Source organism: Paenibacillus sp. 01T442, from assembly GCF_056398345.1.
This window is the reverse complement of the sequence record NZ_JBFTPF010000001.1, coordinates 492094-509911: the sequence shown is the minus strand read 5'-3', so window position 1 is coordinate 509911 and position 17818 is coordinate 492094. Positions and strand designations below refer to the sequence as shown.

Below are 17818 nucleotides of genomic sequence, written 5' to 3'. Positions count from 1 at the left end.
ACAAGAATCAACGGATACGTTACAAATAATATCAGAGTAAAGTAAATGGATTGTTTAAACGTCCTCCTAAACAAGTCCAGTGACCAGCCGTCTTCACCTATTATCAAATAAGCTATCTGGTTTGATATTGCGATCCCATCGTTAGCCACAGGAATTAAGCTTTGAGTATAGTTTTGGGCAAGACAAACAACTGCTAACAGGGATAAACCAGTAGCTATCGCGATTCCCTTAGAAAAAGGGTAAGGTACTCCCGTTTTACTTAGAACGGCAATTGAAACAGCGACGAATATTAAACAAACAAGTATAAAAAACATACTACACCTCCGTAATCGTTTATCATTTATACGTTACCATTATTTGTTAAGTTGCATTAACCTACCCATTAACTGAGCAAACAAAAACGGCTGCCGAAGCAACCGTTGATTAACTTAACAACATCATTGATAGGAGTATCTCCAGGTATTTCACCGCTTTTCAACTTAAATAAATCAAGTTCGATTACGCCATCTAATCACAACCTAAACATCAACAGCACAGCGAAAGCCAATATTGCCTGTCGAACTATCCGGTGTATTTTTGCTGCGGGCCCCTACGCGGTAGCGGTTGCAGTAGGATCTATGGCATAAATAGGAACCGCCGCGCATGACACGGCCCGTCCCCTTCGGGGGACCTGAAGGGTTAACCCGCGGAGCGTTCACATGAAAGTTTGTGCTGAACCAATCCGCGCACCATTCCCACACATTGCCGGCCACTTGATATAGGCCGAATCCATTCGCCTCAAAGGACTTTACTGGCGCCGTCCCGGCAAATCCATCACTAGCGTTATTTTTTTCTGGGAATTTCCCCTGCCAAATATTGCACATATGTTTGCCGCCAGGTTTGATCTCATCTCCCCAAGGATATCGTTTCTGAACGAGTCCTCCGCGGGCTGCGAATTCCCATTCTGCTTCTGTCGGCAGTCGTTTGCCAGCCCATCTGCAGTAAGCTTCCGCGTCATTCCATGAAATATGAATCACCGGGTGGTCGAGCCTTTCTTCGATGCCAGAGCCAGGCCCTTCCGGAGCACGCCAGCTGGCACTTTCGACTCCCAGCCACCACGGCGTTTGTCTAGGCGAACCGATAATGTTGACTCCAGTTCCGGGTACAAACAGATGAAAGACGTACGACCATCCGAATTTCTCCGCCTCTGTTACATACCCTGTAGCGTCTACAAACTTCTTGAATTCCGAATTCGTTACCGTATACGAATCGATATAGAACGGATCAATGGTGACGGCTCGAACAGGACCTTCCCCATCCGAGGGAAAGCCCTCCCTATCGTCTGTCCCCATCAGAAACTCCCCGCCCGGTAAGTAAATCATATCTTCTTTGGCAGGTCGAGTTGGTGGGCAAGCCTGATTCGCTTCAATTTCTTTTCCCCTCACATCAGGGATGAACTTCAAGGAAGCCTGACTTCTGGAAGCAGAGCAGCAGGAAGGCTTATTCGGATCTTTCATAGTTAAAGCCTCACTTTCTATCGAGTGGAATCATCATTATGCTTTCCCAAATTCAATGCGGTGGATGTATATTCCTCTTATTGCAATCGAAATCACATACACGCATTTGATTTCGATTGCACATTCATTGCTTTCAGTACGCGATCTCATAAGAAGCGATCGCTTCTTCACTATCTTTATAGCCGATTCGAACCGCCTTCGCACGAATGGTGATAGCTCCTTGATTCAATATAATGGGGCCGGTATACAGCTTCCAGCGCGGATTCGGACCTTCCTCCGTCGTAAAAGTTATGGATGCGCCCTGGGTTGCGTTATGCAGCATAACTGCCGTTTGTTCATCAAAGGTTCCTTGAGAACAAGGAACTATCCCTGGTATATGACCGTTAATCGGGATGAAGATCGGCACCGCAGTAACCGGCTGCACGCCGCCCGGCCACATTTGTGCCACCATCCGCTCTTCCGGCACGTCGCCCCATACGTCGTATTTGCTMCGCCATTCGTCCAGCGCGCTCCGCAGCCGTTCCAAGTCATCCTTGTACTTCGGGTCGTCCGCCAGGTTGCGGATTTCGTAAGGATCTTCCATGCAATCGTATAGCTCTTCGGCAGGCCGATTGTTCTGCATGAAGAGCTTCGTATCCCCTTCCAGCTTACCAGAAAGATGCAACCTCCACAGCTCCTGGAACATCGGATGCTGGTGGCTGAACTTGATCCACTGCAGATAAGGCTTCTCCGGGTAATAATTCCGGATGTATTTGAACCGCTTGTCACGAATGGCGCGCACCATGTCGTACGATTCGTCATACCGGTCGCGGGTGGCGAATACATAATCTCGCGGTTTGTCCTGCTTGAGACCTAAGAAAGGCTGCCCTTGCAAATGGCAGGGAAGGATTACTCCCGCCAGCGAAAGCACMGTCGCTCCCAAATCGATCATACTAACCAATTGATCACTGACCCGCCCCGCTTCCACCACGCCCGGCYAGCGGACAATAAGCGGAACGCGGATTCCCGCATCGTAAGGCCAGCGTTTGGCGCGGGCCAGACCTTCGCCGTGGTCGCTCCACAAAAATACGACAGTATTGTCCGCGAGCCCGTCTTCCTCCAACTGCCGTAACAGCTCACCGACATAATCGTCCGCCTCGGCAATGAGGTCATAGTACTTGGCGAGTGACTCACGCGACTTCGGCGTGTCGGGCAAGTAAGGTGGAATCTGAACTTGATCAGGGTCGGTAGCAAGCGTCACATCGTTATCCTGATCAGGGTGAACATATTTCCGCATCATATTTCCCCACATACTGCTTTCGTGCGTTAGCATATGGTTGAACACGGCAAAGAACGGCTGGCCCGGCTCCCGATGGCGCCAATGGCCTTCCTTCCCGTCTTGGTCCCATGCCGTTAAAGGCGAAGCGAATTGATAATCCGTCTTAAAATTATTTGTACAAAAATAGCCGTCCGCGCGCAAATACTCCGTAAACGTCTTGACATGGGCCGGAGGAACCGCAAAATACGGGGTCGGAAGCTCCGGCATATAAGGATTCGTATGCTCGGTCCGCATATGATGCGTTCCGATCGATGTCGGATACATGCTTGTGATGACAGCCGACCGGCTAGGGGAGCACACACCGGCAACCGCATACGCATGAGAGTACAGAGTCCCATGCTGTGCAAGGCTGTCGATGTTGGGAGTTCTTGCTAAAGAATCGCCGTAACAGCCGAATCGCGGGCTAGTGTCTTCGAGCGAGATCCACAAAATATTGGGTCTGTCCATAACATCCCTCTTTTACTGAGAATAGGAACGCAACCCTTTTTGACAAAGGGTTGCGCGACGAACGATTTGTTACTTTTACTGATTCACTCCGAACATTGTGCAGATCCTATCGACCGCATCCTGCTCCGCAGCGAAACGCCGTGGAAGAAAAGCGATCAGGGTCCGGATCGGCATACCAAGGAAGATAGGGAACATAGGGCTCTCTTCCGTCAGATTCATTTGATCCATCACGTACTGGACTTTATCCGTATGACGGTCGTCGATCATCCATTCATGAAGGGAGTGCAGAACAGTTAGCGGCTCTCTCGTATCTTCGGAAGCGGTGAACTCGATCGTCTCAGCAAGGCGGATATCGCGAGAAGAGGAGCCTACGAGAATGTGAAACTCGCCGGTTTCGACGGCAAATTTGCCGAAATGCTCCACCCAATGGGAGAAAGCGCGCTCATTCAATTCAATCTGAACGGACTGGGTTTCATCTGGGGCCAACTCAACCTTCGCAAAGCCCTTCAGCTCCTTATCAGCTTTCTTCACGGACGACTTCACGTCGTTCACATACACCTGAACGACCTCTTTGCCGGCGCGCCCGCCTACGTTTTTCACATCCACTGTTACCTTCAACACATCGCCGTTCTTCAAGCTGCCATTTGACAGACGCAAATTCGAATACTCGAACTCCGTATAGGAAAGACCGTATCCGAATGGATATTTCACCTCCAGCTTCTTCGTATCGTAGTAACGGTACCCGACAAAGATGCCTTCCGAGTAATTCACCCGGTTAATATTACCTGGAAAAGTAAGATAGGACGGATTATGCTCCACAGCGATCGGGAACGTTTCCGTCAGCTTCCCTGACGGGTTTACTTCGCCGAACAAAACGTTTGCGATCGCCGAACCTCCCGCCTGGCCTGGCAGCCACGCCTGAACGATTGCTTTTGCCTGTGAATCATACGCACCAATATTGGTTGCCGAGCCACTATTGACTACGACAATAACGTTAGGATTGACCTTCGAAACCTCTTCGATCAGCCGCGTATGACTGCGCGGAATGTTCAAGTCCGTACGGTCATATCCTTCGCTTTCGATTTTCTCCGTTGTTCCGACGAAAACGATCGCGGCGTCCTGCCCAGCTGCCAGCTTGCCAGCTTCTTTGATAAGCGCTTCGTTGTCATCCGTTTCGTCATAACCCGCTCCATATGTAACCTGGGCATATTTGGAGATTTCTTGAAGCGGAATATCGAGCTTTGCCGGGTTCATATGGGAGCTGCCGCCGCCTTGGAAACGGGGCTCTTCTGCAAACTTGCCCAGTACCGCCACTTTGGCATGCTTGGTAATAGGTAGCATTGCGTCTTGGTTCTTCAGCAGTACGATCGCTTCTTCCGCCACCTTGCGGGCAACCGCATGATGGCGTGTCGCATCGATTGATGGGACGTTTCGCTTGTTATCCAGTACCTTCTGCACGACCGTAAGAACCCGGCGGACGTGATCGTCAAGCTGCGCGTCCGTCACCTTTCCACTGAGGTACGCCTCCATCACTTCTTCACTGCGAAGGCCGGGTCCCGGCATTTCCAAATCCAGACCGTACTGTACGGACGGTACCTTGTCCACAACAGCGCCCCAATCGGACATCACCAGCCCATCAAAGCCCCATTCCTGCTTCAGAACACCGTTCAGATACTTGTCATTGTTTGCCATGTGGGTGCCGTTTACTTTGTTGTAAGCACACATGACCGTCCAAGGCTTCGCCTCTTCTACCGCCATTTCAAAAGGCAGCAAATACATCTCCCTTAAGGTGCGCTCGTCCACTTCCGAACTGACGACCATCCGGTTCATTTCTTGTTCGTTGGCGACAAAGTGCTTCACGGACGTTCCAACGCCGCCGCTTTGCACGCCTTGTACGAAGGCAGTTCCCATTTTCCCCGTTAGGTACGGATCCTCGGAGAAATACTCAAAGTTGCGCCCGCCGAGCGGAGAACGCTTGCCGTTCATGCCGGGGCCGAGGAGAATGCCTACGCCGTAGTGTTGGCATTCCTCAGCGATCACGGCGCCGAGCTCACAGACCAACTGCTCGTTCTACGTAGCCGCCATCGCTGCTTCGTTTGGAAAGGCAGTGGCTGGCTTCGTATTGGATAACATATCTCCTACGTCCGAACCGGTCGAAAGTCTGAGCCCGTGGGGGCCGTCAGTCAAAGTGACGGAAGGAATCCCCAACCGTTCGATTGCTTGTGTGGTCCAAAACGATGCTCCGGCGAGCAGGCTGATCTTCTCCTCAACCGTCAGCTTGCGGATGATATGATCAATGTCCATTGTCAGTCTGCTCCTCATTTCCCCGCCATTTTGGCGCCAATTTTTGCTTGGAACTGCGCCATGACTGTATTCGGCTCTTGCGGGAACTCGCCGGGATGCCTGCGCACGAGCTCAGGCACAAGATGACCTCGGCCTGTCTCTTCTAACCGCTTGGCATACCCAGGCAGATAGCCCCTGGCATGGAACGGCCCGCCTTCTTTCATCACGGTCCACAGTGGGTCTACGGCGTCGCTATTCCGGCGCATCGCCTCGTCATGCCATTGGTTCAAATAATAGACTGCTTCCATACAAACATTGCGATGTTCGGACGCAACATTGAACTGTTCCTTCGGGTCTTCGTCCAGATTAAACAGCATCTCTTCATCGAACAGATGGAATCCGTCATGATAGGATCGAATGTATATCCAATTCCGGAAGCGAACGCTTCGCTGAACGACATGCGCGCATTGTGAGACGACCAAATACTCGCGTCCGCAGTCCGTTCCTTCTTTCAGGACAGGAGCGTAGCTGGCACCACACCAGTCGGGCACGACCGGAGTCCCCAGCATGTCCGCCAGCGTCGGCAGCAGGTCGAGATGGTAATGCAGCCCGTCATCCACGATTCCCTGCTTCATGCCCGGCCAACGAATAATCATTGGAATGTGGCAGGTACCCTGATCAGCGGTTGCATGCTCCCCGTAAATGCCCAATTGCCCCATATTCTCGCCGTGATCGGCGGAAATGATAATAATTAGATCGTCCATGACGCCCTGCTCTTCCAAAGAGGCGAACAACCGGCCCAGATGCTCATCCATATAACGGATGCCGCAATCGTAGCCGTCGATCATCGTTCTCATGCCGTCCATGTCTTGAATGTCCCCTGGGTGCCTTGGGAATACCGGACTCGTTTGGTTATCGTAGGTTTTGTTGCGGTAATCGATGTTCAATTCATTCACGCTATGGGAACCGACCATTTGCTTGTGCCTCTCGAGCACTTCCTCCGTAAGCCATGCTGGCAGCGGCTCGTTCTCGAACGGATTGCCGAACTCCGAAGGCGCGCGGTATGGCGTATGCGGATCCCAGTAATTGATATACAGGAACCAGTCGTCCTTCTTGGCGTTCCGGTCAATCCAATCCAGAGCGACCGGCGTTACATGCTCGGCCGATTCGTTGCCGTATCTGCCTGTATTCAGAATTTCATTGAAACCGGCGTAAAAATGGAAAGTCGAATGTCTTTGTGCAAATGGACTAATGAGCACTGTGTTCAGGTCGGCCCCCACTCCCAAGTAAGTCGGAAGCGCGCCTCCGCGCGACAGCTTGCCCATTAGCTCGCGTTCCGTTCCTTCCAGCTTCATGTCACCCGCGGTTCCGCCGTGGCCAACAAGACCATTAATGATGCCGAACTTGCCGCTCATAAGCGCGGTCCGGGAAGGGGCGCACGGGGCGTCGGACGTGTAATAGTTCGTAAACCGCACGCCTTCGGCTGCGATTTTGTCAATATTCGGCGTCGTATTCCGTTCGTATCCGTAACAGCCCATATGATCCGGGCTCAGTGAATCCAAATCCAAAAATAAGATTCTCATTTTCCCAACCTCTCCCATCGTCCTTAAATATCTTTACCCCACGGATTGTTTTCGTCGATAATCGGCTCCCGGGACAGTGCTCCTGTCTCATCCCACCAGCGGTCTACCGCGTTCTTGAGCTCTCGTCGAATCTCATCGACATCAAGTCTGTCCGCTATATTGACGTTCTCGTCCGGGTCTTCTACTAGGTCATACATTTCCTCAAAGCCTTCTTCGTAATAAAACACATACTTCCACTTCGCCGTCTGTATGCCCCGGAACGGATGGTATCCCCAATATGCCTTGTAGTGCTCGAAAAACACTTTTTCCTCCGAAGGACGTTCCACCCTCTGTAGTAGATGTAGAAACGATCCGCCTTCAAAATGCTCGGAAACCGGAAGTCCTGCCGCTTCCAGCAGCGTTCCTGGAACCGCTGCTGTGGAAAAGAGATCTGGAACCACTTTCCTAGGCGGCTTCATTCCCGGGACATAAAGAATCATTGGTACATTGTACAGCTCTTTATAAGGAATGACTCCTTTTAAGCGCAGCCTGTGCGCACCCTGCATATCTCCATGATCGCTGGTAAATAAGATCACTGTATTGTCCAGCAGTCCTTTGCTTTCGAGTTGGTTCAGTAAACGACCCAAATTACGGTCCATTAAACTCAGCATGGCGCGATAGCGCCACGCATCGCGTTTTACGATCTCCTCAGTTAGCACTGACTCGTTTTTTGTAGCCCGCTCTCTTTGGAATGCCGGCTTCGTAGATAAATCGTCTTTGTAAAAGCTTTCCGGCACCGGCATCAGCTCTTTCGAGAATGCGGCAGCATCCTGCGGGAGGTATTCAAACGGGTAATCCTCCGGAGCATTCGGATGAGGCATGTACCAGCATACCGTCATAAAGAACGGCTTCTCGCTCTGGTAGTCCGCCAAATAATTGATCGCTTGTATCGTCGTAACGGAATCCTTGTAGCTGTGAAACCGCGGATCTTCGTTCGCGCCGTCCAGCTCCAGTCCGTCAACCCGGTAATTGGTAATCTGAAAATCGTGATCGGCTGGCGTCAGGCCAAGATGCCATTTGCCGAAATAACTCGTTTCAAATCCGTGAGCGTTGAATTCTTTGGCGATTCCCCACTCGTTCGGATCCAACATATGGCCGATATTGTTAACGCCTACCTGATGAGGATATTTACCTGTCATCCATGTCGCTCTTGAAGGCGAGCATTGGGCTGACGTGCTGATTGCCCCCGTAAACCTGACGCCCATGCGGGCGAGACGATCCAGGTTGGGCGTGCGATAGCTCGGGTCGGCGCAGCTCATGGCCTGCATTTGCTGCTGATCTGTTGCAATCATGATTATATTTCGCATAGTGGGCTCCTCATTGAATTTCTTATCCTTTCACAGATCCTACCATCATGCCCTTATTAAAATACTTTTGTACGAACGGATAGATCAGGATGAGCGGCAAAGCTGTCGCAATAACGGCGGCCATCTTGACCGGCGGCCCATATTCGAACCCGCCGATGTCGGTCAGCATCCCGGTATCGGAGTCGAGCAAAAATTGACGCAGGAATGCTTGTACCGGCCATTTGTTGGAATCATTCAAATACAAAATGGCTTGGAAATAATTGTTCCAATGAGCGACCCCGTACATAAGCCCGATTGTCACGACCGAAGGCAGCGACAGCGGCAAAATAATGCGGAATAGAAGCAGCCACTCCMCGCAACCGTCCATTCTTGCCGCTTCTTCCAGCTCAAGGGGAACGCTGGCAAAGAAGCTGCGCATAATAATCAAGAGAAACGGAAAGATCGCTGCTGGCAAAAATAGGGCCCAGTACGTATTGAGCAGGTGCAATTGCCGCACGATCAAGTAAGTCGGAATCATGCCGCCGTTGAAGATCATCGTGAACAACACCATCATATTCAGCACTTTGCGTCCCTTGAGCCAGCTTTTAGACAGGCCGTAAGCCATTAATACCGTGAACAGCAGGCTGATGGCCGTTCCGCAAATCGTGATCACAAACGTATTTCGGTAAGATTGAAGGAAATTTTTATTCATCAGCAAATACCCGTACGCATTAATCGTCCACTTATGCGGGAGGATAAAAAATCCGCGCGTCAAATATTCGCTGTTCGAGGAGAAGGAGCTGAATAATACATAGGCAAATGGAAAAGCGATAAAGAGAAAACAGACAATCAGTAACAGATAGATGAAACCATCAAACAAAAAGTTTGCCTTTTTCATATTAGTAAACCCCCTCCTCCCCGAACTTCCTGGCAATCCAATTGAACGACAGCACAAGAATCAAGCCGACAACCGATTTAAACAATCCTACTGCTGTCGTAAAACTGAACTCTCCTTGTTGAACCCCGTTCCGGAACACAAACGTATCGAAAACATCAGACACTTGCAGATTCAAAGAGTTTTGCAAAAGCAAAATTTGTTCAAAGCCAACATCCATCACTTGTCCCAATCGAAGAATAAACAAAATGACGGCAATAGAACGTAAGCTCGGAAGCGTGATATGCCACATTTGTCGCCAGCGACCTGCACCATCGACATAAGCCGCTTCATATAGCCCTGGATCAACAGAGGCTAAAGAGGCAAGAAATATGATGGTGCTCCAGCCCATTTCCTTCCAAATATTTTGAAATAAGAACAAGCCACGGAAGTAAGACGGATCGGTCAAAAGCTCAAATCGCGGTAGTCCGTTCTGCACCAACAGCTTGTTGATGCCGCCATCCTGTGTGGCAAATAAAACGATGGTAATGCCGGCGACAACGACCCAAGAAACAAAGTGCGGGATGTAAATCGTCGTCTGCACGATTTTCTTCACCCACGGCAATCTAGCTTCGTTCAAGATAAGCGCCATAATAATCGGAACCGGGAAGAAGAAAATCAAATTAATGCCGCTTAACACAAACGTATTGCGCAGAATAATCCAGAAATCCGGATCGACGAGCAGCTTGCGAAAATTATCAAAGCCAACCCACGGACTGCTTGCAAATCCGCTAAGCGGGTCGTAGTCCTTGAATGCAAGGACTAGCCCCCCCATCGGAATATAGCGAAACAACAAGAAAAATAGCAGTCCGGGCAGAATCATGAGGTAGAGCGGTATACTGCGATTCCCAATGTTACGCATAAGAACGAATCAACTCCAACCGTTAATTTTTCAGCTTCTTGTACTCTTCATTAACGTCCTTCGTAATTTGCTCGCCGCCATTCTTGAGCCAATCGGCTGCCGCTTGGTCGACGCTGTCCACTGGCGCTTGACCCATAATGATCTTGGTTATGGCCGCGATCCACTTCTGATCGATATTCGGGCCGAGTTTAGACTGGGATTCCGTAAGTACTTCGGCTCCTTGGTTCTGCCAAGGATACTTGGCATTATTCGCGTTCCAGGCCTCCAGCTGCTTCACAAGATTCGGATCCTCCCATTTGTGCATTTGAATAAGCGGGTCGAAACGTCGGAAGAACCATATCGACAGCAGTTGCGGGCGTTCCTTGTCATAAGCGTCCAGCTTGACGATTTTTCCGTTATCCGACTTATAGTGCACATTCTCAATACCGTTCTTGATCAAGTCGTAACCTTCGTCGGATACCATATAATCCAACATCTTGAGGATGCGCTGCTGCTTGTCTTTGTCGATGGCATTGTTGATTACAACTTTTGCCGTAGTCATCGAGTTTGTCGTGGTACCTTGCTTTCCATCAGGACCTTTTGGCGGAATCACTTGCGCGATCGCGGCGTTAGGCTGCGCTTTTTTCAACGTCTGGAACGAAGTAGTTAACAACTCGCCAGGGACAAATTCCGCGATCCCTACCTTGTTGGCTACAAATTTGTCCTTGTGATCAGCGACTTTATTGGTAGCGAAGTCTTTATCCAAAGCTCCACTTTGGTACATCTTGTTTAAATAGGTAACAAACTGCTTCATTTCCTTGTTTTGTGTTTTGAAGTTGACCAGCTGATCGCCGCTTTTGATCCACTCGTTGCCGAGACCAAATGCTGCCATGATTGGCCCTGCCCCGGTAAATTTGTTGTTCAAGAAACCGAACGAAAATCCGCTTGTATCTTGTTGACCGTTACCGTCTGGGTCTTTGGTTGCAAAGGCTGTGGCTACTTCCGCAAACTCATCGACGGTCGTCGGCATTTTCAATCCCAGCTTGTCCAGCCAATCCTGCCGGATAGCTAGTGAATCCCGGGTATCCTGGATATAATAGGGCAGTCCGTAGTATTTATCCTTCGGATTATTGAGCTGCAACGCTTCCGCAGTAATTTGCTTGGAAAGATTCGGATACTGGCTCAAGACCGGCTTGATATCCATGAAAATATTCTTATCCCGCCATTTGATAAATTCGTTTTGCTGAACCCAATATGCGTCAGGGAAGCTGTTGGAAGCAGCCATAACGTTTAATTTTTGGGCCACTGTATCGGCGGGTACCCACTGAATTTGCAATTCGATATTCAGCTTCTCATCCAGCTTTTGTATAATGGCATTATCACTCGGCCATCCGCCGCCGGCAAAGCTTGGCGCAAGGAGGCTGATCGTCAATTTCTTGGAAGTATCCGCCCCCTTGGCTTCTCCCGACGATTTTGGCTCAGTTGTATCGCTTGCTTTCCCGCAGCCGACAACACTTACTGCCAGTAATGAAGATAAGGCGATTACGGCGAGTTTCTTCATTTATTCATTCCCCCTTGAAGGTATCGATGTGATCTTGATCACACCACTTACTATACAAGCATCTTATCGAATTAACGTTATCCGATTTTTTTATTTATTGTCTCATTTTATTGCACCGTGATCCCCGATTATTGGAGCCCATTGCAGCTGGGCGGYGGGCGTACGGTCGAGCACGAAATCCCGGCGMCTGCGGCACCAGTCCGCTGCTTTCGCATAAGCCGGATGACCGATCACATTGACCAGCTCCTGCGGATCTTCCTGGAGATCGTACAATTGCTCCGGCACGTGGTCGGGATCGTCGTACTGAAGCATGCGGACATACTTATAGCGGTCCGACTGAATCATTTGCCACTCCCCAGCGCATTCCGAGAAAGCATAGTCGCGAACGCGTTCGGCTTGCCCGGTGACGATCGGCAGCAGCGAGCGGCAAGGCACCCGATCGTGAAAAGCTGGCCAGTCTTTAGTGAGCGCCGCTTTCGAGTCGATGCCAGCGATGTCGAGAATCGTTGCCGTCAGATCCGTCAGCTCTACCGGTGAAGCATTCAGCTTCCTGTACAAATAGTCTGGATGGCGGATCGCCGTAGGCACAACTGCGGAAGCATGGTAAGGAGACTGCTTCTGCACGCGGCCGTGATCCCCCATCATTTCGCCATGGTCGGCCGTAAACAATATGACGGTTTCGCCCAAAATGCCGGCTTCCTCCAGCTTCGCGAAGATACGTCCGATCTGCTCGTCGATGACCGCGATCATCGCCTTGTAGGCCCGACGCATGTTGTACAGCCGTTTCTTGGCTTCAACGGTAAGTTGCCCCTTCGGGCCGGGAAGAAAATCGGCGATCTCTTCGTAAGGAACTTGATCCAGATACGATTGCGGCGGATCATAAGGCGGATGCGGTCCGACGAACGATCCAAAAACAAAAAACGGGATATCCTTAGGCCGATGCTCGATCGCTTCCACGATCTTGTCGCCGATGACGATATCCATGTAATTGTGCTCGCCAAACGGGAACGGTTCTCCGCTGAAATTTTGGGTTTCGGCGTCGTTGCCGTTTTTGCCGCTCCTGTCGTTGAACGCCCGATACGATTCCAGCAAGCCTTGACGATCCAGGTGCTCCGCATAATCGCAGTAGTTGCGACTCACGAGTTGCTTGCCAGAAGCTTCCCAAACCTCGTCAAAGCCGTACCCGCGAATCTCCTCCTTGATGCTGGTGAGCGGATGACCTTGTCCGATAGGACAGCCGAATTTCCACCCCTGCAGCCAGTGGAATTTACCAATTCCGTACGTTTTATAGCCGGTGGTCTGCAGCGCACGCGGGTAGGTCGGATGCTGCAGCGATAAATCGCCCGACATCGCGGTCATGCCGATTTGATGCGTGTATTTGCCTGTCAACAGAGCGCAACGGGCCGGCGTGCAGACCGGATTGACGGAGACGCAATTCGTAAACCCGACGCTTTCGGCGATACGATCGATATTTGGCGTTGCCATCCGGCCCAATCCGTGATAACTGACGTGGTCGAGCCGATGCTGATCGGTCATAAGCAAAATGATGTTTTTCATAGTCTGCGGCATACGTTCCCTCCTAGGTTCATAGGTATCCCGCTACCTACGATACCCGCTCTGCCCGGCCTATTTCTTTACCCGTTTTTTTTATTTATTGACTTATTTTTTTCTCCAAAGGAATTCGAATGCCGATCACAGTGCCTCTACCCGGAAAAGAGTGAATCGAGACTCCGTAGGAACGGCCATATTTGAGCTGAATGCGGTTATGGACATTGGGCAGACCGAGTGACTCACGTTGAAGCTCCGAATCTTCGGACAATTTCATCGCGAGCAAATGTTCAAAGCTTTGCTGCTTGCTTTCGTCAATGCCGGGGCCGTTATCGGCGATTTCGATGATCAAATCATTGCCTTCGGCATAGGCGGTGACGATGATCGCCCCGTTCCCTCCGCGCGGCTCGACCCCGTATTTTACGGCATTCTCCACAATTGGCTGCAGCGTCAGCTTCAAGATTCGGCAGTCTAAAAACTTTTCGTTGATCACGACTTTGCTTTCAAAGTTTTTGGGAAACCGGATATGGATAATTTCCAAATATTTCGTCAGAATGGAAAGCTCGTCTTTTAGCCTTACCTCCATATTGGCGAAGCTCGCCGCGTAGCGATATACATCGGCCAAATTCTGGGAAAGCTTTTCCGTTAACGGATTTCCCTCTAGGCATGCAATGCCGCTGATGATGTTCAGCGTATTATAGAGTAAATGGGGATTGATCTGGTTTTGCAGCGCCTGGATGGTGGCCTCCTGCTGATGCAATTGCAGCTTCATTTCCTTCATTTCCAGTTCGGCTACCATACGCATCGTATCGTTCAGTTGCTCCGTCATCTTGTTAAAGCTGTGACTTAATATTTGAAACTCACTGATGTCGGAGATCGGCTCCAAGCGCACGCTTAAATCTCCTCTGGCTACTTTCTCTATAGCGGACTTCATTTTTTTGACTGGGCTGACAAACTGCCTCAGCACTAGTGGAATAATCAGGATAAGACAGAGAATCATAATGGCAACGGTGACGATGGAAGAGTTGATAGCCGTATTCAATCCGCTCGCGATTTCCTGATACGGGACGATCGCAACGATATACCAGCCGGTTTGTTCGGATTTCGTCACATGAACGAGCGATCGTTTGCCATTCCATTCCTGAATGCTGGATTGGCCGTCCGGCTTCAGGGAAAGCTTAGCCAAATCCGTTTTGCTGCGAGGAAAGCCGACCCACCTTTCGTCCGGATAATAGATAACGTCGTCTTCCGGCGAAAGGATGAAGAAGAAGCCGCTTTTGCCTAATGTAGATTTTTGGAACGTAGCGTTGATTTCGGCCAAAGTGAACTCGATAACTAGGTTTCCTAGGAAGGTTACACTTTGAGAACTGTATACGGGAATGAGCATGCTCATAACTGGCAATTCGTTTCTGGAAACTTTATACGTAGGCAGTGTTTTCGTATGGTTTGCCGGAATCTCCTGATACCATGGCGCATCGGTAAACGAAGTGTCGATTTTATTCAGCGCAACCACTCGCTTGTCAGCCGAAACCAAGTAGAGGTTGACGATCTCCGAAAAATGAAAAGACGTATATAATTCCATTTCCTTTTGCATATCGGCGACTTCATCCCGGGATAAGGGCGAGGCTCCTTCCAGCCACCTCTGAATCAGCTCCGTCGAGATTAGGGTGGTTGACGATTGCGACATTAACTTCAAATAAAACTCGAGGTGATGGCTAAGGCGCTCAGAGGCTTCTCCCGTGATCGTCTTGAAATCCTGCTTCACCGCTTTGTTGTAGAAAAAATAAGAAAAGCTGGTCATTAAGACAACGACCAGAATGGACAAGCACATGAAAATGGTGAACATTCTTGCTGCAAGGGAGGAAATGCGAAACAACCCCAGCCTCATAGTCCCAGACTCCTTTTATATTCGTTCGGCGATAGCCCTGTTACCGTTTTAAACAGGCGGTTGAAATACGGAAGCGTCGAAAAGCCCACCATATCGGCAATTTCATATATTTTCAAATCCGTCTCAAGCAGCAGCAGTTGTTTCGCCTTATCGATTCGATATTGGTTCAAATAGTTGACGAACGAATCTCCGGTATTCTTTTTGAATATGACGCAAAACCTCGAAACACTTAAATCCGCAATTTCAGCAATTTGAGACAGCGTAATTTCCTTCATATAATTTTTCTGTACGAACTCTTGAACTCTCTTCATAATCAGATTCGTTGTTTGAGTCGGAGCCGTTTCCATATACCGAAACCAATTCTCTAATAAGGAATAAAAATATTTCAGAACCGCTTCTTTATCTTGTCCGTCTAAGGAAGCCCATTCCGGTCTTTCCGCTGTATGGCCGGTTTGTTCATATAACTTGTCCGATAAGATACGCAGCATTCCCATTTTTTCACCATGTGCTGCATTCTTGACAGTTAACACGGATTTAATTAACTCAGATAATTCCCGCCAAGCTTTTGGCTGATCAAACGTATCCAGCTTATGAATAAATTCGTGTATGTGAAGCCAATGTTCCCGGTGTCGGTGCGTACGCTGCATAATTTCCACGGAGTTTGTAAGGGCTTTCTTTATTTTCTCTTCTGAAATCGGCTTAAGGACATACTCTGCAACCCCATACCTCATCGCTTCTTGGGCATAGGAAAAGTTGTCATACCCGCTGATAATAATCGGTACAACAGATACTTGATATTCATACACTCTTTGCAGCAGTGAGAGCCCATCCATCTTCGGCATCATAATGTCGGTTATCAACACGTGTGGCCACAACTCATTCATTAGGTTCCACGCTTCTTCGCCGTCTCTGGCTTCGCCAATCACTTTAAATCCTTCAACCCTTTCAATCAACTCAATGACCTGATTTCGGATCCAGAATTCATCTTCCGCAACAAGTACTTGATACATAAATGTCACCCATTCCTTCCTGCCGATTCCTTTGATAGCGTTTGCGTTTAGTAATACCCTATTCAGGGGGTCTCTATTTCTGCTAAGGAATATTCATGCTTTGCCGTCATAATATACTACAATCATTGACTGTTTTACATATATAGTAGTACTAAAGTGGTGAGGCAGGATATTTGCAAGTAAAGTCTTAATAGAATTTAAAAAAGGCTATGATAAATTTTCATCATAACCAGGATTTAATCCATTTTCATCAAGACGACGTAATTCATCCAGCCCGAAAAGATGGCAATCATCTAAACATACAATCTTACCTGATAAAGCCGAGCTGCTAACGGCCCGAGTGAATTTGTGAGTCGACATCGAAGCCATTCCAATTTGATGTGTAAACTTTCCGGTTAACAGTGCAGCCCTAGCAGGAGTATAAACCGGATTAACGGAAACTCAGTTGGATACTTCCCCTCCATTTACGTCCGAATCGTATCTTACTATACGCCTGTTTCAGGTCTACTGCCTTACTCTATTTTTTTATTTATTGACTTATTTTATTTGTCGATAACGTAATTGTTCCATTGAGATAAATTCTTCTGCCAGCTATTAAGTCCATCAAAAGGACCAACGTAAACAACCTGAAGTATCATAAACCATATATTCTTTCTTTTCCGTAATTTAAAAATAAGATTGTTGTTTCAACAAAAAAGCACCCGCCTTTTTAAAAAAATATTTTTCTATTCTATTATCACAGAACTTATTACATAACCTTAATTTATTTAATCAGTAATTTTTTTGAGCTCAAAAATAGTTGCCTCTGATAACATGATAAGCCTGTTGTTATTAACAACAAAAAAAGTTAGAGTTATGTTAACTTTTGTAGAAGGGTCACTTATATTTATTACTTTTACTACATCATTTATATTTAAGTCTGGGATAACTACTTTATATAATCTATAAAAAGAGTCAGAGTTATCGCATGCCGCTGTAATCTTATTTAATGGATTTTTTAATTCATATTGATAAATATTATAGTTTTTAAGTCCTTTTGATGAAAAAAAGTCTTTTTTGATTATAATTTCATCTCCAATAAATTTTTGCCCTGTTGGATATTCAGAAGCATCATTATATGAATTTGMAAATCCTAAAAGCTTCTCAACTTTCCAAGTTCCATAGAAATATTTTTCAGTTTCACTATCCAAATTTATAATTTCTTGATTACAATATTCGGAAAGTTTAGGCTTACTAGAAGTATTTTGATTTGATGTCATTTCAACATTTTCACAAGCCGATGCTAGCATCAACATTATCATAATACAAACCAATAATATTTTTCTCATATTTCACACCCTTTTTTATTTTTTTGATTGTGTCACAATCTCTTTAGACATCATATGGCTATTTACTGCGTATAATTTTTTGCGGTGATAGTAGGATTCAATATGCCAAAACACTGCCATCCTGTTTTGAATCGTTCATGAAATGTTTAACTTACTTGCTACGTGAATCAGAACGACTACACTTCTCTCCTATTTATGGATTTAAGACAAGATACCAGTAGGACCTCACTAAGCGACGACATCCTGCCCGTTAGTT

General features: G+C 48.1%; 13 protein-coding genes. All 13 read right to left on the bottom strand.

The features are described 5' to 3' along the window. Nucleotides 1-518 precede the first annotated feature (518 nt). Nucleotides 519-1496: a formylglycine-generating enzyme family protein gene (locus AC1DLM_RS02145; RefSeq protein WP_477568939.1), complete on the bottom strand. Its 978-nt coding sequence runs from the start codon at nucleotides 1494-1496 to the stop codon at nucleotides 519-521. 133 nt (nucleotides 1497-1629) lie between these two features. Next, nucleotides 1630-3261 (bottom strand): sulfatase family protein, encoded by a 1632-nt coding sequence (locus tag AC1DLM_RS02140; RefSeq protein WP_477568938.1) that lies wholly within the window; start codon nucleotides 3259-3261, stop codon nucleotides 1630-1632. Between the two features lie 75 nt (nucleotides 3262-3336). Continuing rightward, nucleotides 3337-5322 (bottom strand): glycoside hydrolase family 3 C-terminal domain-containing protein, encoded by a 1986-nt coding sequence (locus AC1DLM_RS02135; RefSeq protein ID WP_477568937.1) that lies wholly within the window; start codon nucleotides 5320-5322, stop codon nucleotides 3337-3339. A 9-nt stretch (nucleotides 5323-5331) separates the two neighbouring features. Next, a complete protein-coding gene (locus AC1DLM_RS02130) occupies nucleotides 5332-5583 on the bottom strand; it encodes a hypothetical protein (RefSeq protein ID WP_477568936.1) in 252 nt (83 codons plus the stop codon). After that, nucleotides 5580-7127, bottom strand: a complete 1548-nt coding sequence (locus tag AC1DLM_RS02125; protein ID WP_477568935.1) for a sulfatase family protein — start codon at nucleotides 7125-7127, stop codon at nucleotides 5580-5582. Before AC1DLM_RS02125 ends, AC1DLM_RS02130 begins: the two co-directional genes overlap by 4 nt. A gap of 23 nt (nucleotides 7128-7150) precedes the next feature. Next, on the bottom strand, nucleotides 7151-8473 hold the full coding sequence (locus AC1DLM_RS02120; protein ID WP_477568934.1) for a sulfatase family protein: 1323 nt from the start codon (nucleotides 8471-8473) through the stop codon (nucleotides 7151-7153). A 22-nt stretch (nucleotides 8474-8495) separates the two neighbouring features. Continuing rightward, nucleotides 8496-9350: a carbohydrate ABC transporter permease gene (locus AC1DLM_RS02115; protein ID WP_477568933.1), complete on the bottom strand. Its 855-nt coding sequence runs from the start codon at nucleotides 9348-9350 to the stop codon at nucleotides 8496-8498. Nucleotide 9351: 1 nt separating this feature from the next. Next, nucleotides 9352-10248, bottom strand: a complete 897-nt coding sequence (locus tag AC1DLM_RS02110; RefSeq protein ID WP_441992284.1) for an ABC transporter permease — start codon at nucleotides 10246-10248, stop codon at nucleotides 9352-9354. 22 nt (nucleotides 10249-10270) lie between these two features. Beyond that, entirely contained in the window at nucleotides 10271-11788 is a 1518-nt protein-coding gene (locus tag AC1DLM_RS02105; protein WP_441992283.1) for a type 2 periplasmic-binding domain-containing protein, read from the bottom strand. 102 nt (nucleotides 11789-11890) lie between these two features. Further along, the gene (locus AC1DLM_RS02100) at nucleotides 11891-13357 is read right to left on the bottom strand and encodes a sulfatase family protein (RefSeq protein WP_477568932.1); all 1467 of its coding nucleotides are present in this window, start codon (nucleotides 13355-13357) and stop codon (nucleotides 11891-11893) included. 82 nt (nucleotides 13358-13439) lie between these two features. After that, nucleotides 13440-15224, bottom strand: a complete 1785-nt coding sequence (locus AC1DLM_RS02095; RefSeq protein WP_171633617.1) for a sensor histidine kinase — start codon at nucleotides 15222-15224, stop codon at nucleotides 13440-13442. Then, nucleotides 15221-16234 (bottom strand): response regulator transcription factor, encoded by a 1014-nt coding sequence (locus AC1DLM_RS02090; protein WP_441992304.1) that lies wholly within the window; start codon nucleotides 16232-16234, stop codon nucleotides 15221-15223. Before AC1DLM_RS02090 ends, AC1DLM_RS02095 begins: the two co-directional genes overlap by 4 nt. Nucleotides 16235-17001: 767 nt before the next feature. Next, nucleotides 17002-17562, bottom strand: coding sequence for a hypothetical protein (locus AC1DLM_RS02085; protein WP_477568931.1), 561 nt, complete (start codon nucleotides 17560-17562; stop codon nucleotides 17002-17004). Between the last annotated feature and the right edge of the window lie 256 nt (nucleotides 17563-17818).